20 protein-coding genes, 5 tRNA genes and 2 pseudogenes are annotated in these 21,239 nt (G+C 58.5%); 9 read left to right on the plus strand and 18 right to left on the minus strand.

The window, feature by feature from the left end:
* Nucleotides 1–123 precede the first annotated feature (123 nt).
* From BF12_RS0115455 to BF12_RS0115495, 9 genes are all read right to left on the minus strand, one after another.
* Nucleotides 124–198: transfer RNA gene (locus tag BF12_RS0115455), tRNA-Gln, on the minus strand.
* Nucleotides 199–201: 3 nt separating this feature from the next.
* Nucleotides 202–277, minus strand: a tRNA-Phe gene (locus BF12_RS0115460).
* A 93-nt stretch (nucleotides 278–370) separates the two neighbouring features.
* A tRNA-Thr gene (locus BF12_RS0115465) sits at nucleotides 371–446 on the minus strand.
* A gap of 41 nt (nucleotides 447–487) precedes the next feature.
* A tRNA-Gln gene (locus BF12_RS0115470) sits at nucleotides 488–562 on the minus strand.
* Nucleotides 563–567: 5 nt separating this feature from the next.
* Nucleotides 568–643 (minus strand) — tRNA-Phe (locus BF12_RS0115475).
* A gap of 103 nt (nucleotides 644–746) precedes the next feature.
* On the minus strand, nucleotides 747–1,058 hold the full coding sequence (locus tag BF12_RS0115480) for an oxidative damage protection protein (RefSeq protein WP_024953054.1): 312 nt from the start codon (nucleotides 1,056–1,058) through the stop codon (nucleotides 747–749).
* Between the two features lie 141 nt (nucleotides 1,059–1,199).
* Nucleotides 1,200–2,339 (minus strand): A/G-specific adenine glycosylase, encoded by a 1,140-nt coding sequence (mutY, locus tag BF12_RS0115485; RefSeq protein ID WP_088743221.1) that lies wholly within the window; start codon nucleotides 2,337–2,339, stop codon nucleotides 1,200–1,202.
* A gap of 108 nt (nucleotides 2,340–2,447) precedes the next feature.
* Nucleotides 2,448–4,844 (minus strand): AsmA family protein, encoded by a 2,397-nt coding sequence (locus BF12_RS0115490; RefSeq protein ID WP_024953056.1) that lies wholly within the window; start codon nucleotides 4,842–4,844, stop codon nucleotides 2,448–2,450.
* A gap of 157 nt (nucleotides 4,845–5,001) precedes the next feature.
* Complete coding sequence (locus tag BF12_RS0115495) at nucleotides 5,002–5,487, minus strand: acetyl-CoA sensor PanZ family protein (protein WP_246116451.1); 486 nt, start codon at nucleotides 5,485–5,487, stop codon at nucleotides 5,002–5,004.
* A 243-nt stretch (nucleotides 5,488–5,730) separates the two neighbouring features.
* On the opposite strand from BF12_RS0115495, the gene hisB reads away from it, so the two are divergent.
* From hisB to hisF, 4 genes and pseudogenes are all read left to right on the plus strand, one after another.
* A complete protein-coding gene (hisB, locus tag BF12_RS0115500) occupies nucleotides 5,731–6,324 on the plus strand; it encodes an imidazoleglycerol-phosphate dehydratase HisB (RefSeq protein ID WP_024953058.1) in 594 nt (197 codons plus the stop codon).
* A 117-nt stretch (nucleotides 6,325–6,441) separates the two neighbouring features.
* Nucleotides 6,442–7,083, plus strand: coding sequence for an imidazole glycerol phosphate synthase subunit HisH (gene hisH / locus BF12_RS0115505; RefSeq protein WP_024953059.1), 642 nt, complete (start codon nucleotides 6,442–6,444; stop codon nucleotides 7,081–7,083).
* 115 nt (nucleotides 7,084–7,198) lie between these two features.
* Nucleotides 7,199–7,933, plus strand: a pseudogene (hisA, locus tag BF12_RS20495) (1-(5-phosphoribosyl)-5-[(5-phosphoribosylamino)methylideneamino]imidazole-4-carboxamide isomerase); the annotation flags it as partial.
* A 23-nt stretch (nucleotides 7,934–7,956) separates the two neighbouring features.
* Nucleotides 7,957–8,730: an imidazole glycerol phosphate synthase subunit HisF gene (gene hisF, locus BF12_RS0115515; RefSeq protein WP_024953060.1), complete on the plus strand. Its 774-nt coding sequence runs from the start codon at nucleotides 7,957–7,959 to the stop codon at nucleotides 8,728–8,730.
* 142 nt (nucleotides 8,731–8,872) lie between these two features.
* Here the strand turns inward: hisF and BF12_RS0115520 are convergent, their stop codons facing one another.
* The 4 genes from BF12_RS0115520 to BF12_RS0115530 all read right to left on the minus strand — a co-directional run bounded on the left by BF12_RS0115520 (nucleotide 8,873) and on the right by BF12_RS0115530 (nucleotide 10,854).
* Nucleotides 8,873–9,727, minus strand: a complete 855-nt coding sequence (locus BF12_RS0115520; RefSeq protein WP_024953061.1) for a CHAD domain-containing protein — start codon at nucleotides 9,725–9,727, stop codon at nucleotides 8,873–8,875.
* 99 nt (nucleotides 9,728–9,826) lie between these two features.
* Nucleotides 9,827–10,132: a DUF416 family protein gene (locus BF12_RS23460; protein ID WP_345917434.1), complete on the minus strand. Its 306-nt coding sequence runs from the start codon at nucleotides 10,130–10,132 to the stop codon at nucleotides 9,827–9,829.
* Complete coding sequence (locus BF12_RS23465) at nucleotides 10,123–10,437, minus strand: DUF416 family protein (protein WP_345917435.1); 315 nt, start codon at nucleotides 10,435–10,437, stop codon at nucleotides 10,123–10,125. The genes BF12_RS23460 and BF12_RS23465 overlap by 10 nt, the downstream gene beginning before the upstream one ends.
* Before the next feature lie 123 nt (nucleotides 10,438–10,560).
* The gene (locus BF12_RS0115530; RefSeq protein ID WP_024953062.1) at nucleotides 10,561–10,854 is read right to left on the minus strand and encodes an MGMT family protein; all 294 of its coding nucleotides are present in this window, start codon (nucleotides 10,852–10,854) and stop codon (nucleotides 10,561–10,563) included.
* A gap of 152 nt (nucleotides 10,855–11,006) precedes the next feature.
* Between BF12_RS0115530 and BF12_RS0115535 the strand changes: the two genes are divergently transcribed.
* Nucleotides 11,007–11,756, plus strand: coding sequence for a type 1 glutamine amidotransferase (locus BF12_RS0115535; protein WP_024953063.1), 750 nt, complete (start codon nucleotides 11,007–11,009; stop codon nucleotides 11,754–11,756).
* 25 nt (nucleotides 11,757–11,781) lie between these two features.
* Here the strand turns inward: BF12_RS0115535 and mnmH are convergent.
* Nucleotides 11,782–12,887 (minus strand): annotated as a pseudogene (mnmH, locus tag BF12_RS20505) (tRNA 2-selenouridine(34) synthase MnmH).
* A 135-nt stretch (nucleotides 12,888–13,022) separates the two neighbouring features.
* Nucleotides 13,023–14,849 (minus strand): SulP family inorganic anion transporter, encoded by a 1,827-nt coding sequence (locus BF12_RS0115545; RefSeq protein WP_248623738.1) that lies wholly within the window; start codon nucleotides 14,847–14,849, stop codon nucleotides 13,023–13,025.
* Between the two features lie 279 nt (nucleotides 14,850–15,128).
* On the opposite strand from BF12_RS0115545, the gene BF12_RS20510 reads away from it, so the two are divergent.
* The gene (locus BF12_RS20510; RefSeq protein WP_246116453.1) at nucleotides 15,129–15,773 is read left to right on the plus strand and encodes a DUF1415 domain-containing protein; all 645 of its coding nucleotides are present in this window, start codon (nucleotides 15,129–15,131) and stop codon (nucleotides 15,771–15,773) included.
* Between the two features lie 191 nt (nucleotides 15,774–15,964).
* Here the strand turns inward: BF12_RS20510 and radA are convergent, their stop codons facing one another.
* The 3 genes from radA to BF12_RS0115570 all read right to left on the minus strand — a co-directional run bounded on the left by radA (nucleotide 15,965) and on the right by BF12_RS0115570 (nucleotide 19,356).
* Entirely contained in the window at nucleotides 15,965–17,374 is a 1,410-nt protein-coding gene (gene radA / locus BF12_RS0115560) for a DNA repair protein RadA (protein ID WP_024953066.1), read from the minus strand.
* Between the two features lie 177 nt (nucleotides 17,375–17,551).
* Nucleotides 17,552–18,019 (minus strand): copper resistance protein NlpE N-terminal domain-containing protein, encoded by a 468-nt coding sequence (locus tag BF12_RS0115565; RefSeq protein WP_024953067.1) that lies wholly within the window; start codon nucleotides 18,017–18,019, stop codon nucleotides 17,552–17,554.
* A gap of 188 nt (nucleotides 18,020–18,207) precedes the next feature.
* Nucleotides 18,208–19,356, minus strand: coding sequence for an alkene reductase (locus BF12_RS0115570; protein WP_024953068.1), 1,149 nt, complete (start codon nucleotides 19,354–19,356; stop codon nucleotides 18,208–18,210).
* Between the two features lie 279 nt (nucleotides 19,357–19,635).
* Between BF12_RS0115570 and hisC the strand changes: the two genes are divergently transcribed.
* The 3 genes from hisC (at nucleotide 19,636) to BF12_RS23470 (ending at nucleotide 21,187) form a co-directional block, all read left to right on the plus strand.
* Nucleotides 19,636–20,691: a histidinol-phosphate transaminase gene (gene hisC, locus BF12_RS0115575; RefSeq protein WP_024953069.1), complete on the plus strand. Its 1,056-nt coding sequence runs from the start codon at nucleotides 19,636–19,638 to the stop codon at nucleotides 20,689–20,691.
* A 90-nt stretch (nucleotides 20,692–20,781) separates the two neighbouring features.
* Nucleotides 20,782–21,093: a VOC family protein gene (locus BF12_RS20515; protein WP_345917436.1), complete on the plus strand. Its 312-nt coding sequence runs from the start codon at nucleotides 20,782–20,784 to the stop codon at nucleotides 21,091–21,093.
* Complete coding sequence (locus BF12_RS23470; protein WP_345917437.1) at nucleotides 21,059–21,187, plus strand: VOC family protein; 129 nt, start codon at nucleotides 21,059–21,061, stop codon at nucleotides 21,185–21,187. Before BF12_RS20515 ends, BF12_RS23470 begins: the two co-directional genes overlap by 35 nt.
* Nucleotides 21,188–21,239 lie beyond the last annotated feature (52 nt).

Consider the following 21,239-nt stretch of genomic DNA (forward strand, 5'->3'; position numbering starts at 1 on the left):
GAAGAGAAGAGAAGAGAAGATTGAACACATTTTCTGATCGATAGACACAAAAAAGCCACCCCGAAGGATGGCTTTTTTGTTGGCTGCCAAATTCATCTTGCGACTTCATCAACATGCCTGAATTGGCTGGGGTACCAGGACTCGAACCTGGGAATGCCGATACCAAAAACCGGTGCCTTACCACTTGGCTATACCCCAAAATGGTGGCCAGAGACGGAATCGAACCGCCGACACGGGGATTTTCAATCCCCTGCTCTACCAACTGAGCTATCTGGCCAACCTAAAGACACAAAAAAAGCCGCCAAGGCGACTTCTATATCATTTGCTCTTCGTTCATTTACAAGTCTTGCGAACACAAGTGCCTGTAAAATGGTGCCGGCTAAAGGAGTCGAACCCTCGACCTACTGATTACAAGTCAGTTGCTCTACCAACTGAGCTAAGCCGGCACAAAGAACTCATGATATGAGTCTTCTTACTGCGCGTTGGCTGGCTGGGGTACCAGGACTCGAACCTGGGAATGCCGATACCAAAAACCGGTGCCTTACCACTTGGCTATACCCCAACACTTGGTGGCCAGAGACGGAATCGAACCGCCGACACGGGGATTTTCAATCCCCTGCTCTACCAACTGAGCTATCTGGCCTTGCCAACGAGGACGTATTAAATAGAAAACCTTTCCCGACGTCAACCCTTGCTTATCAAGAATTTGGCGTCGATATTGGCATCCCCCCGCCCTCGAGAGCAGGTCAGAGTTCGTAGCCCTGACCACCTTGCGATTCTTCCTTCGCGGCAGCGTCTGTCGGCACGAAACCTTCCGCTTGATCCGTCTCTTCGTTGTTTAGAAAACGCTCCATCTGCTCCATCAGGTAGCGACGGCTATCAGCATCCATCATGTTCAGGTGCTTCTCGTTGATCAGGCGTGTTTGCAGTGTCTGCCACTCTTGCCATGCCTGCTTTGAGACATGCGACCAGATGTCCTGCCCTTTCTCGCCCGGTAGCGGCGGAAAATCGAGGCCCGGAAGCTCTTGGTCATACTTGCGGCAATGTACGGTGCGCATAGGTGACTCCGACGTTGGTAAGTAATGAGCAAATGACTGTCGCCTGTCGTAGACGACTCTCGCATTGAAGATCATTCTCGCACGCCTTGCCGGCATCCCCCCAGCCTCGCCTGACTTGATTCCCTCAAGGCAGGATAAATCTCAACCAAGGCCGAACAAATCACCGGTACAACGTGCAAGCAATGCCTTGACCGGAGCAGGCAAGCCAACAGCATCTGGTGCAGCGGGGTCAACGAAACGCTGCCCAGCGCCAGACTCACGCACCTCTTCGGCAGCACTCGCTGGCACCAAGCCTGACTCACCCAACTGTACCGGCTGCGGAGTGATCGTCAGCCGGAAATGGCTAAAGACGTGCTCAAAGCTCGCCAGTGGCTCTGCCAGATGAGCACCACGCGCTTGCTGAGCAATCCAGTCACGGGCGGCCTGGCGATCCTCGACCAGCGGCGGTGCCCACAAACCTCCCCAGATACCCGTCGGTGGGCGACGCTCCAGCAGCACGCGCCCTTCGGTATCAAATACCAGCAACATCAACGTAGCGCGCTGGGGAATCGCCTTTTTAGGCTTGCTCTCGGGGAAACGCTTCTCCTCGCCACGCGCATGCGCCACGCAGACATCGTTGAAGGGGCAACGCTCACAATCAGGACGACCACGCGTGCACAGCGTCGCCCCGAGGTCCATGACTGCCTGAGTCCAGTCGGGTAGGCGATTGTCGGGCGTATAACGCTCCGCCAGCGTCCACAATTCCTTTTCGACCGCCGGACGCCCAGGCCAGCCTTCCACGGCATGCAGGCGTGCTAGTACGCGTTTGACGTTGCCATCGAGAATCGGGGCACGCTGTCCGGTACTGATACTGATGATCGCACCAGCGGTAGAGCGCCCGATACCCGGTAGCGTCGAGAGCGCTTCAACACTCTCGACGGGGAATTCGCCACCATGCTCCGATACGACCTGCTGCGCGGCCTTGTGCAGATTGCGTGCACGAGCGTAATACCCCAGCCCGGTCCACAGGTGCAGGACATCATCGCTATCAGCAGCAGCCAGCATCTGCACCTCAGGGAAGCGCTCCATGAAGCGCGCATAGTACGGCAGCACCGTCGCGACCTGAGTCTGCTGCAGCATGATTTCAGAGACCCACACTCGATATGGCGTGGTGTCTTCCTGCCAAGGCAGATGCTTGCGACCATGTACGTCGAACCAGGCGAAAACACGTGCCTGAACATCTTCAGGACTCAGAGCAATCTCGGCCACGCGTGGCGCAGCGGCAGTGTCAGGACGCGCCATCGAAAACTTCCTATACAGATTCTTGGATTCAGGCGGGCTCAAACAACAGCACGCCAGCCCCGAGGAGCTGGCGTGCTGTCGTATTTCTCTACAAGCTCTGGTGTCGACTCAGTTGAACAGGCCTTGAATGGCCCCTTTCAGCTTGTCACTGGCACCTTCGCCGAGCTTGTCATCGATCTTCTTGCGGGTATCTTCGTCCAGCTTCTCATCCAGCTTCTCGGAAACCTTGTCGCCAGCCTTGCGCTTGGCCTCTTCCTTGGCAAGCTCCGCGGCGGCTGTCTGGAAGCCCTTCTGATCGAACCCACACCACTCGCCCGGCTCGCCACTCAGGCTGCCCTTGCACTGCACCGGGAAGCGCAGCTTGGTCAGGCGCGGGTTGACCTTGCAGCCAGCCACATCAGTGCCTTCAACAAAGCGTGCTGCCATCGTGTAATCAAAGGCGTCGGTCGGCAGATTGAGCTGACCCTTGCCGTCCAGTGTGATGCCCGGAATCGCCAGCGCCAGATCCTGATTGCTGATCACGCCATTGGTGACCTTGAAGCTGCCTTGGGCACGCTCCAGCGGCGTATTCGCCTTCCATTCACGCTCGGACTGCTTGCCGCTGAGCGTTGCGACCGTCGTGCACATTTCCTTCGACACGTTGACGTCGAGCACCTCGCCATTGCGAATCTCGAAGTTGCCGCTGCCGTTCAGATTACGCTTGATGCTGTCGATTTGATTGGTGCTCGTGGTGTAGTCGCCATTCAGGGAGAGACGACCACGCAGGACTTCCTTCTGCTCCGGTGCCAGCGCCTTGAGGAACGGCGCAATATCCAGATTGGTCAGTTTCTCACTGAAACTCATCGCCAGCGGCGCCTTGCGACTATCAATACGCGCATTGGCGGCCAGCGTACCGCTGTAGAGATTAGCGGTCAGGCTATCAAGCTTCTGCAGGCCCGGTTGACCAGACAGCTTGGCAGAAACCTTGTTCATCTCAAGACCAGAGGCGATCAGGGTGTTGATATCCAGCTGCCCCTGCAGACCCAACGCTTTCAGTAACGCGACCGGTAGCAATTCCGCAGTGCTTTCGGCAGCGTACGCGGGTGTGACCACTGCAAGGCCCGCCGTCTTCTTCTCGGTAGCTGGCGGCAGATAGTCATCGATATTGATCTTGTCGACATCCAGGTCGAAGGTGATCTTCGAGGCATCGAAAGACGAGCCGAGGCGGCCATTGATCGCAGTATCATCCAGCGCGACGACCAGGTTAGTCAGCTGTACCTGAGACAGGTCACCCTTGAGCGGGCTAGAGAATGCCAGCGATGTCAGTGCGCTCGACTTGGTGGTTTCTGGCGCAGTCATGCCTACACGCGTCATCCACGCCTTGGGTGACAACGGCGCCAGCTTGAACTGACCGGTGTAACTCAGCGCATCGCTGGTGACATCCTTGGCCTTCAGCGCACCACTCAGGCGCAAGTCGTTACCGGAGGTCAGCAACAGGTCATCGATATTCGCGGTGCCCGCCGCCAGATCAGCTTCAGCACCGAAGGTCGCCTTCAGCGGTAACGCCTTGTCACCCAATGCTGGCTGATCAAGAGTGGCCTCCAGCTCTGCGCCTTCTGCACGATAGAGCTGCTTGGCGGTATCGAGCGTAAGGGTGTCGATGTCCAAGGCGACTTTTTGATCTTTCTCGCCCAGTGCCGGCATGTTGGTCGTGGTATCCAGACTCACGCCGGTCAGTACGTGATGGCCTTCCTTGAGATCCAACGCGACCTCCCCATCGAGACTGATGGTGCTGTGCACCTTGGGCTCACGCCCATCGGCCACGAACGACAGTTTCACAGGGAATGCCTTGGACGGGCTGACATCGCTGGACGTCAGCGACAGCTCGTTCAGTGTCATGTCCAACCCACTGGCGGCATCCTGATAGGAAATCTGCCCGTTGGTGACCTGAATCGAAGCGATATCAAGATTGACCGACATGCCAGCCGTTCCATCCTTCACACTTTCCGCATCATCGGAGGTCGTGTCGGCAGCTTTCTCATCCGCTACCGCAATGCCCGCACTCTTGGCCGGCGGTAATGCCTTGTCGGCCGCGCCACTCTCAGCAGCATCAGAGGCGTGCTCAAGCAGGCTTTCCCAGTTGCCACGCCCCTTGGCATCGCGATTGAGCGCCAGCTTCAGGCCATCGAGAAACACCCCCTCGACTTCAACCTCGCCACTAAGCAGCGGTGCAAAGGAGACGCCTACCTCGGCGCGCTGGAATGAGGCAAAGGGCGCTTGATCACGCTGCTGCTCCGGCAGCCAGGCCTCGGCGTCTTCGACACTGACGCCCAAGCGCGGATAGAAGGACCAATCCAGCGGACCGTTCAAGGCCAGCTCAAGCCCAGCCTGGTCCTTGACCGCCTGGACGAGGCGCGGCTTGAGATCATTCGGGTTGAGGAAGGTCGTGACATAAATCACCCCCGCCACGACTACCAACGCCAGTACGCCGACGATGGCCAGCAAGGCCCTGAACAGTGCTTTCATCTGCATCCTCCCTTTGACACGATGAGAATATCTTCCCTGCCTTCACTCCAGAAGACAGTGATTGGTAAGGCAATCAGTGCTTGTTACGTCAACCAATGATGACACAGGCGGTGGACAGATCCTGCTGGCATCAGTTCCGCATGCCTCTGCTTATCGCTCAATCATGCGCCAACACGAACCCGTCACGCACAGGATCGCGTCTATACCCCAATCGAGACACCAGCAGCTCATCCGCGACTGTCAGCCCTTGGCACGGCACGATGAGCACACGTTGGGTGGCAGTGGCTTCCAGCGACATCAGTGCCATCAACCGAGTGCCAACCCCGCGCCGCCGCGTGGTCTGTCGTACACAGCAATGGCTGATTCGCCAGCACTCGCCATCGTCCTCGCATAATAGCGCACCGATATGGCGATCATTGAAAAAGGCGCTGCAGAAGCGATGGCCAGCGGCCAGACTAGCCTGAATGAAGTCATCCGGCGCTGCTGGAAGGCGCTCGACCGGCGCCTCATGGTAGATACGTGACAGATCGATGCGCACTTGCTCATCGGATTGCCAGCGCGCGTGATCGATCATCTGAAGAGTGACCGGCATGGTGAGATCCTCGCCCGCGATATGAATGCCCGCCATTGTAGCGGATGCCATGAACCTTTCTCTATAATGACAGGTCGGGCAAGCGGACTTAGCGCCGCACATGCCGCCGATCACTCGCGCCAGACAGGCCTGTTGATCACGATTTCGATTGCGACATCACATGACAACAACCACATGATGCGCACTTCCCGGCCGGACTGGACACACGCCTAGCATTCCAAAGGCCCCAGACTGCGCCCTGATGTCATCAGATCAGAAGCCACTGATGACGTCACCGACCGCTGGAGAGACATCATGGCAGAGCGTATCGCTGAAGTTCATCGCAACACCTCGGAGACCAAGATCCGGGTTCGCATCAATCTGGATGGCGAAGGCAAGCTGACCGCCAATACCGGCGTGCCCTTCCTTGAGCACATGATGGACCAGATCGCACGACATGGCGTGATCGATATCGACGTCGATTGTGATGGCGACCTGCACATCGACGACCACCACACCGTCGAAGACATCGGCATCACCCTCGGTCAGGCGTTTGCTCAGGCGCTGGGCAACAAGGCAGGCATCCGCCGTTACGGCCATGCTTACGTACCGCTCGATGAGGCACTGTCGCGTGTCGTAATCGATTTCTCCGGGCGTCCGGGCCTGTTCATGCAGTGTGAGTTCACGCGCGGCAATATCGGGCGTTTCGATACTCAGCTGTTCTGGGAGTTCTTCCAGGGCTTCGTCAATCATGCCGGTGCCACGCTGCATATCGACAACCTCAAGGGCTTCAATGCTCACCACCAGGCCGAAACCATCTTCAAGGCCTTCGGGCGTGCCGTACGCATGGCGGTGGAAGAGGACGAGCGCATGGGTGGTCGTATCGCCTCCACCAAGGGTTCGCTGTAAGCTATTGATTTGAGTGGTAGCAGCATATTGCGCTCACTCCAGCCTTCAGCTCGAACAAGCACCCAGTCCGCATGAACATCCAGTGCCGGAGCTCGCTCCGGCCTTCGGGAGAAAGACATGACGATTGCCGTCATCGACTATGGCATGGGCAACCTGCACTCTGTCGCCAAGGCGCTTGAGCATGTGGCCGACGAAAATATCGTGATTACCAGCGACCCACGCGCCATTCGCGGCGCAACCCGTGTCGTGCTGCCGGGCCAAGGCGCTATTCGCGATTGCATGGGCGAGCTTGAACGCGCGGAGCTGCGTGGTCTGGTCGACGAGCTGCTGTCCAACCACAGCAAGCCGCTGCTGGGCATCTGCGTCGGTCAGCAGATGCTGATGGAGCGTAGCGAAGAGAACGGCGGCATCGACTGTCTCGGCTATCTCAAGGGTGCCGTGAAGCGCTTCGACGACAAGCAGCTGGATGAACACGCCCAGCGCCTCAAAGTACCGCACATGGGCTGGAATCATGTCAGCCACATACAGGGGCACGCCCTGTGGGACGGTATCGAGGACAAGGCGCGTTTCTACTTCGTGCACAGCTACTACGTCTCGGCCAGCGAGCGCTCACAGGTCTTTGGCGCGACACATTACGCCGGTGCTGAAGCGCATGTCGCCATCGGCAAAGGCAGCATCTTCGCAGTGCAGTTCCATCCAGAGAAAAGCGCTGCTGCCGGCCTCAAGCTACTCGAGAACTTCGTCCGCTGGCAGCCCTGAGGGCTGGCCCGCATGACACCTGCTCAACCGCATGATGCAGCGATGGCGTAATGGCACACGCTGCACCATCGACGACAATTCAGGCGTGCCAAGACACGCCGAGAGGACACCCGACATGCTGGTAATCCCCGCGATCGATCTCAAGGACGGTCAGTGCGTGCGCCTGAAACAGGGCCGCATGGAAGACTCCACCAACTACGGCGATGACCCCCTGGCCATGGCCGCGCGCTGGGTCGAGGCCGGTGGTCGCCGTCTGCATCTGGTCGATCTCAATGGTGCCTTCGAAGGTAAACCGGTCAATGGCGACGCCGTGACCCGCATTGCCCGCGCCTATCCGGATCTGCCTATCCAGATCGGTGGCGGTATCCGCGATGCCGCCACCATCGAGCACTACCTGGAAGCTGGTGTCGGTCAGGTCATCATCGGTACCAAGGCCGTGAAAGAACCAGCTTTCGTCGCTGAGATGTGCCGCGCCTTCCCGGGCCGCATCATCGTGGGCCTGGATGCACGTGATGGCTTCGTCGCGACCGATGGCTGGGCTGAAGTCTCCACCATCAAGGCGACTGAACTGGCCAAGCGTTTCGCCAACGATGGTGTGTCCTCCATCGTCTACACCGATATCGCACGCGATGGCATGATGCAGGGCGTCAACATCGAGGCCACCGTGGCACTGGCTCTCGCCGGCGGCATTCCGGTGATCGCCTCGGGTGGCGTGACCAATCTGGATGACATCCGTGGTCTGGCGGAAGTCGCTGATCAGGGTATTCTCGGCGCCATCACGGGTCGTGCCATCTACGAAGGCAGCCTGGATATCGCGGAAGCGCAGGCACTGTCTGACTCGATCACTGGCCGCAAGGCTGAGGGGAGCGATCCATGGCACTCGCCAAACGCATCATCCCGTGTCTGGACGTCGACGCCGGGCGCGTCGTCAAAGGCGTCAACTTCGTTGGCATTCGTGATGCCGGTGATCCGGTCGAGGTCGCCAAGCGCTACAACGAGCAAGGCGCCGACGAGATCACCTTCCTCGATATAACCGCCAGCGTCGACAACCGTGGCACCACGGTCGACATGGTGTCGCGCATCGCCGGTGAGGTGTTCATCCCGCTGACGGTCGGCGGTGGCATCCGCACCTGTGAAGATATTCGCACCATGCTGAATGCGGGCGCGGACAAGGTCTCCATCAATACGGCGGCCGTGTTCAATCCGGACTTCGTGCGTGAAGCGGCGGACCGCTTCGGCAGCCAGTGCATCGTGGTTGCCATCGATGCCAAGTGCGTTAGTGAAGACGGCGAGACGCCGCGTTGGGAAATCTTCACCCACGGTGGCCGCAAGCCGACCGGACTCGACGCTGTCGAGTGGGCGAAGAAGATGGTCGAGTTGGGCGCCGGTGAGCTACTGCTGACCAGCATGGATCGCGACGGCACCAAGGCCGGCTTCGATCTCGGCGTGACGCGTGCCATCTCCGACGCCGTCAGCGTGCCCGTCATCGCCTCCGGTGGCGTCGGCACCCTCGACCATCTGGTGGATGGCGTGCTCAAGGGCGGCGCAGATGCGGTGCTGGCCGCCAGCATCTTCCACTTCGCCGAGTACACGATTCCGCAAGCCAAGGCCTACATGGCCGAGCGCGGCATCGAGATGCGCCTGTAACCAGTCAGCTATGCACTGTTGTCGTACCCGAAATACAAAACGCCGTCGACTCTCGCAAGGGAGCGGCGGCGTTTTGTATTACATATCATGCCCTCGTGCGACGAATGAGGAGGATGGGGTATAACCTCAGGCACGACCGCATTCAAGTGACGTAACCTGCTTTTGCCAGCGGCTTGAGTGCCTGTGCCAGCCGCTGTTCCGCCAGTGCCATGACCGCGCTGACCAGATGCGCCTCGCTTTCACGCGGTATCACCCGCTCACCGACCCACAGCGCCAGCTCGGCCAGATCATGTTGATTGCCCAAGCGCGAGGCAGCCTTATCAAGCAGTGCCGACTCTCGACGACGGCCATGAGTCGGTACTTCAAACTGCGCAAGCGTGGCATCACCGAAGGCAGCATCCGCAAGTTTGAGCTGGAACATGCGGTACTTCACCCACTTGCGCAGTCGGTGGGAGGCCTCGACCTCGCGTGTTTTCACGACTTGCGCCGCAAGTCTGGCAACCCGTTCGCGACTGAATGCGAGCCCAGCCTCGAGTTCCACATACATCAGAGGCATCTCGCGCCAAGCGGACTGCTCCTGTGCCAGCAGCCTCAGGAGCGGCGCATGCTGAAGTTTGGCCGGTGGTTCGTCCAACATCGCTGCCGTGAGCCCCGGCCTCAGCGCATCTAACAAACGCTGACTGTGCGCATCTACCCAACCATAAGCGCGCGCATGCGTCTTGCGCAGCATCTGTGCTTCACGCGGCCCAGCGAGTGCCTTGGCAATGTCGCTTGGGCGCGCCTGATGCTCACTGACCAACTGCTTGCCTAACGAGGCGCGCCGCAGCTGCCATCCGCTGCGCAAAGACTTGCAGTCAACACGTAGTGCATGAATGTCTTCGCCGCTTAGAGTGGGTTGCTCCAGACGCGCCTGCATGCTCTCAAGCCGTGCGGTGATCACTTCTGCCAGCAGAGTGGCCGGTGAAAACTGCTTGCGACCTTCGGTTCCGTCGACCATTCAAGCTCTCCCGCTGCAGATGCCAACCTGGTGAGCTGGTGAGAGTCACCAGCTCAGGAATGACCGCCAGCACGGGTCTCTCGCTCACCCGTCGCGTGGTCACTCCTGCAAGGATAGTCCGAGGTTGCTGACATCTTCATTACGGCCCAGCTGCTTGAGTGCTCGCCAGTCATCGCGTTCGAGGCGTGGCGCCTCCACGCTTTCCAGCACCGTATCCTGAAAATCACGTTCATCCTCCATCAGCGGATGTTCACGGATAAGCGCCTCCAGTGCCCCCTGCTCCACTCCTTCTCCGGCCTGCAGATCGATCAACGCGCGAACGCCATCAGCAGACAAACGACTGATCTTGAGTGCAGCCTCTGGTTCCTCACTGACCAGTACATCAATACAGGCTGTCAGCGCCATGACGGCTTCCAATGCACGGCGTGCGCCAAAGCTCTCATCAGCTCCTCAGGCTCGAAGGCAGCGACTTTTTCAGCCTGCAGAGAGAAATCGATCTTCGCTTCTCGTACCCGCAGCTGCTCCCACACCAGATCCAGCAGCTTGCGTAGCTCACGGGTGGCTTCCAGTGCGCTGGCAGTGCCATTGGCCTCGGCGTAGAAACCGGCATTCGGTAGCAGGCGCTCAGTCAGAGCCGCCATGAAGGCAGTACGCCGCATAGGAGCAAGTGCATCGAGTCGGGTACGGAAACCGGGGACAGGCTGAGTCATGAGTATTCTCTTATCTCATCGAAAAAATCGGCAAAGACACCTGCGCAGCAGATGGCCGAACATATAAACAGGATATAACACTGCGCCGGTAACAACGTACGAAGCATTAACCAGCATCCCGACTCAGGGCCACAGGCACTCTCGTGGCACGCGGCCAACGGCATCAAACAAAATGCCTTCACTACGCAGTTTCGCACGCTGGTTCACCGCGCCACCATGATCGGTCACTTTCAGCGACGCGTTGATCACCCGATGCCAGGGAAGCTCATGCCCATCGGGCAGATGGCGCATGGCTGACCCGACCATGCGGGCGGTCGCGCCTTCAGTCATCTTGGCGATTCGCCCATAGGTGGTAATCCGCCCATCGGGAATCTGGGCTACCACGGTGTAGATCTGCTCCAGCAGTTCGGCACGCATCGCGCTCTCCTCAGTCATGGTTCATGAAGCCCAAGCAAGGCAGCAAGGTCTCAAGCAGTGGATTGCCAAGTAAATGGCTAGCATGCCGCCAGCATATCCCTGGTGTCATAGTCCCTCTTTACGCTGCCGAGCGGCTCACGCATGATGTTGTCATGCACCTCTACTTCATACATCAGGGTCAGACCCCTGTTCGCCCGGATACTGCGCCTGTCGATGCCCAGACGATGGTGCATGGCTGGCAGGACCCAGTACGTCTGAGCGATTGGCTAACGGGCATGGGCCATAGCCATAACAGCAGCTTCCCGATGGAAGGAGAAGCCCTGCCCGGCATCGATGATTTCGAAGCACTGGTTATTCTAGATGGTCCACAGCGGCTGTCATTGTCAGAAGAGAACCAACCCGCTGCCACACGTCAGGCGCTACGCCTGCAACGTAAGCTGATTCGCCGTGCGCTCAATAGCAATCGTCCAATATTGGGTATCGGCTTGGGCGCCCGTCTGATTGCCGAGCAGCTAGGCGCTATCGTATCGCCAGCGGTGGTTCCCCAGCGCGGCTGGGTATCATTGACGCGCAGCAACGAATGCCCGCTGGGCCTGCCTGTAGAGTTTGAGGCACTAGTGTGGCATGAGGAAATCTGTGGTCTACCGGAAGACTGTGAGCTACTCGCCAGCGGCGAACATACGCCGATAGCCGGCTTCTGCTGGGATGGGGGGCGTGTCGTGGCACTAAACTTTCACCCGAATCTTGATGCAGCTGCCACCGCTAGCCGCCTCGAAGAGCGCCCAGCCCCCGCGCAAGGTAGCGGTGTGCAATCTGGCGAAGCACTACTCGCGGACCCCAAGCGCTTCGATCATCAGGCGGCCTTGCTTGACCGCCTGATGCTGGACTGGCTAAGCAGCTGAAATAGATACCAGAGCGTTGGCTGTCTCAGCGCTGCCAGCGGTGAGTGGTGCTCCACTCACGGGCGAAGGCGAGGCTATTATCCCAATCGCCAACGTGCAGGAAGGTGCGCTCATGCTTCTCGAGCTGATAGCGATACATGGGGTCGTAGTATTCGCTAAGCAGTGGTGCCAGCCAGGCTTCATGGGCAGAGGCATTGCCGCGCTTGTGCTCGCTGAAAGCAATCTCCTGCATACGCACCAGTCGCGCTAATCGTGCACTTCCCAAGCGCTTGCGCAGCCGTAGCAGTGCCTGACGTAGCTGACGCTGCATCAGCGCCCAGCCCAGAAAATCGCCGTAGTGGCTGCTATAAATTGCCCACAACCCCTCGATGTAATCCTTTTGAATCTGCACCAGGCGCCAGTCGAGCGGCATCTCGACACGAATCAACGGGGCTTGCTCCATGGCACGCCAAGCCGTCAGTGGAATATTGACGCTGCCAATAAAGCGCGATTCGTCTTCCATCACGCTGGGAGCATCCGGTGCCAATTGAAGCATGTCGGCCCCAAGCCGATGTTCAAAGTCGATCTGACTGGGCGCCGGGAACGGATGGCGACCAAAGGCAGAGCCCTTGTGGCGCGCGCACCCTTCCAGATCAACGCCGTTATCCAGAGCATGTATCAGCTCAGTCTTGGCACAGCCGGTCAGCCCGCCGATCAGCAGCATCGGCGCTTGCTCAACCCGCTCGTCGATCATCTGACAAACTTGATGGCGCATGGCCTTCCAACCGCCCGCGATGCGCGGCCGCTCGACACCGGCCTCTTTCAGCCATTGCTGACTGAGCTGCGAGCGCATGCCGCCGCGGAAGCAATAAAGGATAGCGTCGGGATGCTGTTCGACATACTCGACCCAGGCGCGAATACGGGCTTTCTTGATGCCACCGCTCACCAGCTGATGTCCCAGATGCACCGCCGATTCTGGCCCGACCTGCTTGTATTGCAAGCCAACCTGGTGACGTTCCTCGTCATCCATCAGTGGCAGATTGACGGCGCCCGGCAGGCGCCAGCGGCGAACTCGACCGGCGCACGCACATCTATCAGCGGGCGGCCGTCACGTAGCAGGTCACAGCTGGCCGCAACGGTGGGCAGGCTCATGGGCATCTCTCGACTAGCAGGCAGGAATGAGGTGATGACCAGCAGGTAAATCACTGACGCATCAATGCTCACTATTCTATCGCATGCGTGCGACGGCCCCCAGCCTTGCCACCCACCTCTCCCGAATCATGTCTCTCACGCCAGTGGCGGCGTCAACCGCACACCCTGCCCTGGCCCCATACCAGCAGGACCAAACAACTGACAATCTGCACACTCGGCGGGGTCACCATCATGGCCACGATGTGCTTCAGCGACAGATTCGCGTAGCGCAACAATCGCCGCTTCGGCGGTATGAAAATACTGCTCGCGCCCGATTCGCTCAAGGAAGCCGCCGCGCTCCATCACTTCCAATGCATACTTTCGGAAACCACACATACTGAGGCTGCCGCCGTTATCACGCAGGCGTTGTTGCTCGATCTCCAGCATTTCAGCACCCGCAATATCGATGAAATTACAGCCAGTGCCGAGCAGAATGACGTGCTTGCCGTTATAGCGTGCCAGCTTGCTCTGCACGTGATCCACGGCACCAAAGAAGAGCGAACCATCAACACGCAGAATGACGACTTCTCGACATTGGGTGAGCTGATAACGCTCAGCGTTGCGCACGCCCAACTCAGGGTGCTCAGGATCTGGTGCCATTTCTACCAACCGCGGTCGTGAGGTGCGGTTGAGATAGAGCACCAGTGACACCAGCACGCCGGCAAAGATGGCAAATTCGAGTGGTAACAGCAGCGTGGCAAGGAAGGTGATGACCAATATCACCGCCTCTTCGTGACTGACGGCCAGAATCTGGCGAATATGACTGAATTCAATCAGGTTGGCGGCAATCACCATGATCAGCCCTGCCATGGCCGGCAACGGCAGCCAGGCAGTCACGTCAGGCACCAACAGGAGTACCGCCAGCACGATCAGCGCCGCCACGATGACCGACAATGGTGTGCGTGCGCCGGCATCATAATTGGCGCCGGAACGCGTAAAGGAACCAGAACCCGCAAAACATGAGAAGAAGCTGCCCACCAGATTCGATAAGCCCTGGCCGATAAACTCCTGATTACCGTCGATGCGCTGATGCGAACGTACGCCGATGGCTCGTGCGATAGAGACCGCTTCGATCAGCCCGAGCACTGCCAATGCGAAAGCGGCACCGCCCAACGAACGCAGGGTGTCAAAGCCCAGCGGTGGCAGTGAGAGCGGCGGCAAGCTGCCGGATAGCGCACCCACCATCGGAATGCCCGCCCCACTGCCGCCCAATAGCGCGGCAACGCCACAGCCGACCGCCATTGCCACCAGCATCCACGGCAAGCGTCGATTGATACGCCTTACCAGCACAGCGACCAGTAGCGTACTCATCCCCGTCGCCAGCGTGGCCCACGATGTCTCGCTCAGATGACCGAACAGCGTCCACCAGGTACCGAGAAAGCTGGTGGCATCGCCTAACTCAATTCCGAACAGATGCCTGAGCTGGCTGGTCGCGATCAACACTCCTGCTCCCGCCGTGAAACCTATCACTACGGTATGCGAGATGAGATTGACCAGCGCCCCCATGCGCAGCAGGCCCAGCGATAGCTGAATGAGGCCCACCATGAAGGTCAGCGCGAGCACCAACGGCAAATACTCGGGGCTCCCCGGTGAGGCTAGTGTCGAGACAGTGCCAAATACCACCATCGAGATCGCCGCTGCAGGGCCGCTGACCATATGCCGCGAGCTACCGAACAGTCCGGCGATGACCGCCACCACGATGGCAGCATAAAGACCATACGCGGGCGGCAGGCCCGCGATCAGCGCGTAAGCCACACCTTGCGGCAGCACCAACACTGCACCGCTCACGCCGGCGATCAGGTCAGCACGCGCATCTCTTGGCGACATACTCTTGAGCCAACCAAGAAAGGGTAGCATGCGCGTGACTCGGTAAACGGTCGCGCTGCTGGTATCACTAGACGGTGTCGGAGAAGAAGCGGACAAGGAATATCTCCGTGGTAGCACAGGGAAAGAGGTCGCCCAGGAAGAGGCGATGAAACTCATGAGTACTCATGCCATGTGGCTAACGCCATTGGTTACAAGTTTATCGCTGAATACACTAATGAAACAGCGCATGACCGAACTGGACTATCATCGACGACGACACACGGCCACACATTCCAGAAAGCACCTGCCGCAAAGACATCCGACACATCTGGACTGGCCATGCCGAGCCTGAGCAGTGACAATGCAGTCCCTGACACCGCCCCGGAGCCTGACGCCATGAGCGCCGATCATACGTCCGCAGATACAATGCCTACCGATACGACGACCGGCTACACACCGCCTCTCGAGACCAGCGAAGATGCGGCCATCGACGCCACACGTCAGTGGGTCGAAACCCATATCGTCGCCGACAACCTGTGTCCGTTTGCAGCGCGCGAGATGGCGCGTAATAGCATCCAGTACGCGGTAGTGCCCGGCGCCGGGCTGGAACGCTGCTTGCAGGCGTTGGGGGATGAGCTTCTGAATCTCGATGCTCACCGCGAGGCAGAGACGACCCTGGTGATCTTCAAGGATGGCTTCCGCGATTTCGATGCGTATCTCGAACTGCTGGACTATGCCGAAGCACTGCTGGAAATGCAGGGTTACGAGGGCATCTATCAGTTGGCCAGCTTCCATCCCGACTATGTATTCGAGGATACTGAGGAAGACGATGCGGCCAACTATACCAACCGTTCACCCTATCCGATGCTGCACCTGCTACGCGAAAGTTCAGTCGAAGCGGCCATCAATGCCTATTCCGGCGATGTCGAAGAAGTGCCAGCACGTAATGAAGCACTGATGCGCGAACGTGGTGTCGAGGCGCTGGTCACTCGCCTCAAGGCTTGCGCGCATGCCAACAAGAAAGACGCCGCGCAAGACTGATCAAAACCATCGACTCGACCGGTTCATCACGCGCCACCTCATCATGCAATATGTCAGCGCATCAGGGCTCGACGCTCAAACCCAAAGCTCAGATTGAAAAACAGAAGGCCAGCCTTGCGGCTGGCCTTCTGTTTTTCAATCGACGTTGTCTGTCCCATGACGACTGAAAGACGCTCTCTGATCATACGCGATTACAACGCCTCGAGCGCTTGAGACAGCTTGTCCACCGCGATCACCGTCATGCCTTTCGGCGCTTGCTTGGGCGCATTGCCCTTCGGGACGATAGCGCGAGTGAAGCCGTGTTTGGCGGCCTCGATGATACGCTCTTGCCCACTCGGGACCGGGCGAATCTCGCCCGACAACCCCACCTCCCCAAAGACCACCAATTCTCGTGGCAACGGGCGATTCTGCAAGCTGGATACCACCGCACACAGCACTGCAAGGTCGGCACTCGTCTCCAGAACCTTGACCCCACCCACCACATTCAGGAAAACGTCCTGGTCGCCTGTGAACAGCCCACCATGCTTGTTCAGTACGGCTAGCAGCATCGACAGACGGTTACCATCGAGACCCACCGCTACGCGACGTGGGTTGCCTAGCGCCGAGTCATCAAGCAGCGCCTGCACTTCGATAAGAATCGGCCGTGTGCCCTCCCAGACCACCATCACCAGGCTGCCGGAGGCTTGTTCCTCATTGCGCGACAGAAAGATGGCGCTGGGATTTTTCACCTCTTTCAGGCCATGCTCAACCATGGCGAAAACACCTAGCTCGTTGACCGCGCCAAAACGGTTCTTCTGACCACGCAAGGTACGAAAGCGTGAATCACCGTCCCCCTCCAGCAGCAGCGAAGCATCGATCATGTGCTCCAGTACCTTAGGGCCAGCCAGAGAGCCATCCTTGGTGACATGCCCGACCAATAGCAGCACGGTATTAGTCCGCTTGGCGAAGCGCGTCAGTGCTGCTGCGGACTCGCGCACCTGTGAGACACCACCCGGCGCTGAAGACAAGTCCTCCATGTGCATGGTCTGAATGGAGTCGATGATCAGCACTTCAGGTTTCTCACGCTCAGCGGTCGCCAGGATGATCTCGACACTGGTCTCTGCCAGCATCTTCAGCCCTTGCATCGGTAACTGCAGACGATGAGCACGCATCGCGACCTGAGACAGCGATTCTTCACCAGTGACGTAGAGCGAACGCTTGTGCTGTGCCAGCTTGCAAGCGGTTTGCAGCAGCAGTGTCGACTTGCCTGCCCCAGGATGGCCACCCAACAGCACTGCAGAACCCGGTACCAGTCCGCCACCAAGTACGCGATCAAACTCACCAAAGGTGGAGGAGAAGCGCGGCACCTCAGACAGCGACACATTGGAGAGGTCCGTCACGTTGTCACTCAGTGTGCCGGCATAACCTCCGCGAGCAGGTGTCGCGCGTGCAGTGCCAGCAATACTACTGCCTGCTACTGGCGCAGCACCGGGTAGCACTGATGCGCCGACCCGGATTTCCTGCAGGGTATTCCATTCACGGCAGCCGCTACACTGACCCTGCCATTTTGAGCACTCGACACCGCACTCGGTGCACACGAAGGCGCTTTTTGCTTTCGCCATGGGGCAATCCTGTCAGGAAGAGAGAAATCAGAGGGAGGCATCATCCGGTGATACGGATCAGCTTGCACACGACCAAACGCCAGACACAAGGAAGGCGGCTTGCGCCGCCTTCCTTGTGTCTATAGCTCTGGTGCCTATAGCCCTGAGCCTATAGCAGCCACTTGGCTCATGGCATGATCACTGGCGCTCGAGACGCAGCGTTTCACCATTCTGGAAGCGACGCTTCTGCGGGTCGACCAGTTCCAGAGTCTGAGCATCCAGACGCAGGAAATAGTAAGTCTGGCCTTCACCGGACGGTGTCAGCTCATAGACGGTCGCATCGGGGTCGGTCACAGTACCGGACAGTACATCCCACTGACCTTCGTAATGCTCCGGAGCAGGCTGCTGCGGATGATCACGATAGGTCGCATCGAGGCTGAAAGTACGCTGATCTTCCGGGGCCGCTTCAGCACCCTTGAGACGCACATCGAGATCAATGCCCGTGCAACGACGACACGGCAGGGTGCCCTTGTAGACGGCAACCTGCTCGTTGGCTGTCTCGGCGGCGGTGCTCTCGGCGGCACCATCATTGGTCGGGGCCGTTGACGCACACCCGGCGAGACCGACCATCAGCGCGGCTCCCACCATCAGAGTCCTGATCTGCATTGAATCCTCCTTAAGGCGATGACCCGGTATCAGCGTCGCCGATACCGGCGGCGAGCAGCCTAACGATGAAAAAGAGAGACTGCCCGCAAGCTTCCACGCTCAAGAATAGCGGGAATCGCCCCTGCGAGGCCACCCCCGAACGACACAGAACGTATTTATCAAACACCATTCGCTATTCGGTAGCGGCTTCACGCATGGCGATCATGTCCGTTATCCAGAAACGGATAGTCGGTGTAACCCTTGGCCTCGCCGCCGTAGAAGGTGTCCGGATCCTGCTCGTTGAGCGGAGCCCCGAGACGCATACGCTCAACCAGATCAGGGTTGGCGATGTAAGGGCGCCCCATGGCAACGGCGTCAGCAATGCCTTCCTGGATGATTCGGGCTGCTCGCTCACCGTCGTAATGACCACAGAAGATCAACGCTCCCTTGACGCGCGCGCGCAAGGCACGGCGGAAGTCGTCGCTGAACTTGATGTCGCCACCCGCCCAGTCCGGCTCATTGACGTGCACATAGGCAATGCCGCGCATGGAGAGTTGATCAGCCATATAGAAGGCCATCTCTTCAGGCTCGTCATCGGTCAGGCCAAATATCTCGATGAACGGTGTCAGGCGAATACCCGTACGCTCAGGGCCGAACACTTCAGCGACGGCATCGACCACCTCTAGCGTCAGACGGGCACGATTCTCGACCGAACCACCATATTGATCGGTGCGCTGGTTGGTGCCGGTAGCCATGAACTGATTGAGCAGATAGGCGTTGGCAGCATGCACCTCAACCATATCAAAGCCGGCACGCTTGGCACGCACGGCAGCTTGGCGATAATCCTCGATGATGCCAGCGATCTCAGCGGTCTCCAGTGCACGCGGAGTACTGGTCGGATGACGACCACTGGTGCCATCCTCGAACTCGACGAAACACTGGGCCCCTTCGCCCTTGAGTGCACTCGGTGCGACCGGCGGCTGGCCATCCGGTTGTACCATCTCATGCGAGACACGCCCCACGTGCCAAAGCTGAAGCGCCATGCGTCCACCTTTGGCATGTACAGACTCAACGACCCCCTTCCAGCCCGCCTCCTGTTCATTTGTCCAAATACCGGGCGTATAGACGTAGCCCCGCGCTGTCGGTGAGATGTTGGTCGCCTCACTGATGATCAGGCCCGCACCAGCGCGCTGACCGTAATAGACTTCCTGCAGCTTGCCCGGAATGCTGTCCGGCGTACGCGCACGCGTGAGAGGTGCCATCAGGATACGATTAGGCAAGCTCAGATCACCCAGCGTAACTGGATCGAGCAGCGTTGCGGCGGTCGTGGTGGTATCAGATGTCGTGGTATCGGTCATGCGGCACTCCTTCAATGACGGTCAACATGCGGTCTACCTGATGGCAGACCACAATGTGGTTACCCGTGAGATGCGGTGAAGGCACCCAGACTTCAAGCATCATCGAGTGCACGGGAATAATGCTGAGGTGGCAACAATCTCATCTATCGCCATCGCTGACGTACTCAGCCTCACTCGCCCCATGAGGACAGTCGCTGCGCTTGTGCCTCGCCTGTCCAGCGGGCAACATGAAAGCATCCCATGACAAAGATCATGCACTGTCACTAGCGGCGAGAAACCATGAGCAAGTACTGGAGCCCACAGGTCCACGACCTGACCCCATATGTCCCCGGCGAGCAACCGCGAGAGCAGCTGATAAAGCTGAACACCAACGAGAACCCCTATCCACCGGCCCCAGCAGTAGAGCAGGTGTTACGTGAGTTCAATGCCTCTGACCTGCGACGCTATCCGGATCCGAGTTCTACCTCGCTGCGTGAATCGCTTGCCACTACTTTCAATGTCACGCTTGGCGAGGTCTTCGTCGGCAATGGTTCCGATGAAGTCCTGGCACTGGCCTTTCAGGCATTCTTTCGCCAGAACAAGCCATTGCTGCTACCTGAAATCAGCTACAGCTTCTATCCCGTTTATTGCCGCATGTACGGCATTGCGTCACAAAGCGTGCCGCTGACTGACGACTGGCAGGTCGATCTGGAAGCCTTCGGCAACGACAATGGCGGTATCATCTTCGCCAACCCGAATGCACCGACGGGTCATGGTCATGGTCGTAAAGCGATTGCCGCATTATTAGAACGCAATCCGCACAGCGTTGTACTGGTTGATGAAGCCTACGTGGACTTTGGTGGCGAAAGTGCCGTACCGCTGATCCATCAGTATCCGAACCTGGTCGTGACAGGTACCTTCTCAAAATCACGTAGTCTCGCCGGCATTCGCCTCGGCTACGCGGTAGCATCACGCGAGCTCATCGAAGGATTGGAGCGCATCAAGGACTCTTTCAACTCCTACCCGATCGATCGTCTCGCTGAACAGATCGGTATTGCAGCCCTCAGCGACCCAAGCTATTTCGACGAATGCCGCACCAGAGTTATCACGACACGTGAGCAGACACGCGATCGCATGGTGGCGCTAGGCTTCGAGATCCTGCCCTCCCAGACCAACTTCGTGCTGGCCAAGCATCTGACACACGATGCTGGTGAACTATTCATCGGACTACGTGAGCACGGCATTCTCGTTCGCCACTTCAATACTGATGCCCTGCGTGACTATCTGCGTATCAGCATCGGGACCGATGCTGAGATGGATAGTCTGATCGAAGCCCTTGAATGCCTGTGCCGCTAGAATACGACGCACTGCTTCTCAACGACAGAAGGCGCCCCATTGGGCGCCTTCTGTCGTTGAATTCTGCCTCCATCGCTATAGGAGACTGCCATGACAGCTCGTATGCCTCTATCACATGTGCACCATGTGGCATTGATCACTGCTGATTACTCTCGGGCCAAACGCTTTTACCTGGAAGTGATGGACGCTGAGATTCTGGGTGAGGTTTACCGAAAAGCACGCGATAGCTACAAGCTCGATTTGTGCCTACCGGGAGGCATTCAGCTCGAGCTGTTCTCCTTCCCTTCTCCTCCTCCCCGCCCTAGCTACCCCCGAAGCGTGTGGTCTTCGCCATCTGGCATTGGCAACGGCAGACATAGATACCTGTGTGGCACTGCTGATAGCCCGTGGTGCTTCTCCTGAGCCTATCCGTATTGATGAATATACTGGGGCACGCTTTACCTTTCTGGCCGACCCAGATGGCACACCTATCGAGCTCTATGAGGTCCGTGCGTAATAACACTGGGATACGAGCCTTATAAACACGAACGCCCCTATCGCAGTGGCGA

Source organism: Cobetia crustatorum, assembly GCF_000591415.1.
In the GTDB taxonomy this organism is placed as follows: Bacteria; Pseudomonadota; Gammaproteobacteria; order Pseudomonadales; family Halomonadaceae; genus Cobetia; species Cobetia crustatorum.

Excerpts from the sequence above, each read along its gene's own strand:
- BF12_RS20510 (WP_246116453.1), top strand. The coding sequence starts at position 15,129 with ATGAGCGCCGATCATACGTCCGCAGATACAATGCCTACCGATACGACG.
- BF12_RS0115495 (WP_246116451.1), bottom strand. The coding sequence starts at position 5,487 with ATGGCATCCGCTACAATGGCGGGCATTCATATCGCGGGCGAGGATCTC.
- BF12_RS23460 (WP_345917434.1), bottom strand. The coding sequence starts at position 10,132 with ATGGCGCTGACAGCCTGTATTGATGTACTGGTCAGTGAGGAACCAGAG.
- BF12_RS23465 (WP_345917435.1), bottom strand. The coding sequence starts at position 10,437 with ATGACTCAGCCTGTCCCCGGTTTCCGTACCCGACTCGATGCACTTGCT.
- BF12_RS0115565 (WP_024953067.1), bottom strand. The coding sequence starts at position 18,019 with ATGCAGATCAGGACTCTGATGGTGGGAGCCGCGCTGATGGTCGGTCTC.
- BF12_RS0115535 (WP_024953063.1), top strand. The coding sequence starts at position 11,007 with ATGCACCTCTACTTCATACATCAGGGTCAGACCCCTGTTCGCCCGGAT.
- mutY (WP_088743221.1), bottom strand. The coding sequence starts at position 2,339 with ATGGCGCGTCCTGACACTGCCGCTGCGCCACGCGTGGCCGAGATTGCT.
- BF12_RS20515 (WP_345917436.1), top strand. The coding sequence starts at position 20,782 with ATGACAGCTCGTATGCCTCTATCACATGTGCACCATGTGGCATTGATC.
- hisC (WP_024953069.1), top strand. The coding sequence starts at position 19,636 with ATGAGCAAGTACTGGAGCCCACAGGTCCACGACCTGACCCCATATGTC.
- BF12_RS0115530 (WP_024953062.1), bottom strand. The coding sequence starts at position 10,854 with ATGCGTGCCGAACTGCTGGAGCAGATCTACACCGTGGTAGCCCAGATT.
- BF12_RS0115480 (WP_024953054.1), bottom strand. The coding sequence starts at position 1,058 with ATGCGCACCGTACATTGCCGCAAGTATGACCAAGAGCTTCCGGGCCTC.
- hisB (WP_024953058.1), top strand. The coding sequence starts at position 5,731 with ATGGCAGAGCGTATCGCTGAAGTTCATCGCAACACCTCGGAGACCAAG.
- BF12_RS0115490 (WP_024953056.1), bottom strand. The coding sequence starts at position 4,844 with ATGAAAGCACTGTTCAGGGCCTTGCTGGCCATCGTCGGCGTACTGGCG.
- radA (WP_024953066.1), bottom strand. The coding sequence starts at position 17,374 with ATGGCGAAAGCAAAAAGCGCCTTCGTGTGCACCGAGTGCGGTGTCGAG.
- hisF (WP_024953060.1), top strand. The coding sequence starts at position 7,957 with ATGGCACTCGCCAAACGCATCATCCCGTGTCTGGACGTCGACGCCGGG.
- BF12_RS0115570 (WP_024953068.1), bottom strand. The coding sequence starts at position 19,356 with ATGACCGATACCACGACATCTGATACCACCACGACCGCCGCAACGCTG.
- BF12_RS0115520 (WP_024953061.1), bottom strand. The coding sequence starts at position 9,727 with ATGGTCGACGGAACCGAAGGTCGCAAGCAGTTTTCACCGGCCACTCTG.
- hisH (WP_024953059.1), top strand. The coding sequence starts at position 6,442 with ATGACGATTGCCGTCATCGACTATGGCATGGGCAACCTGCACTCTGTC.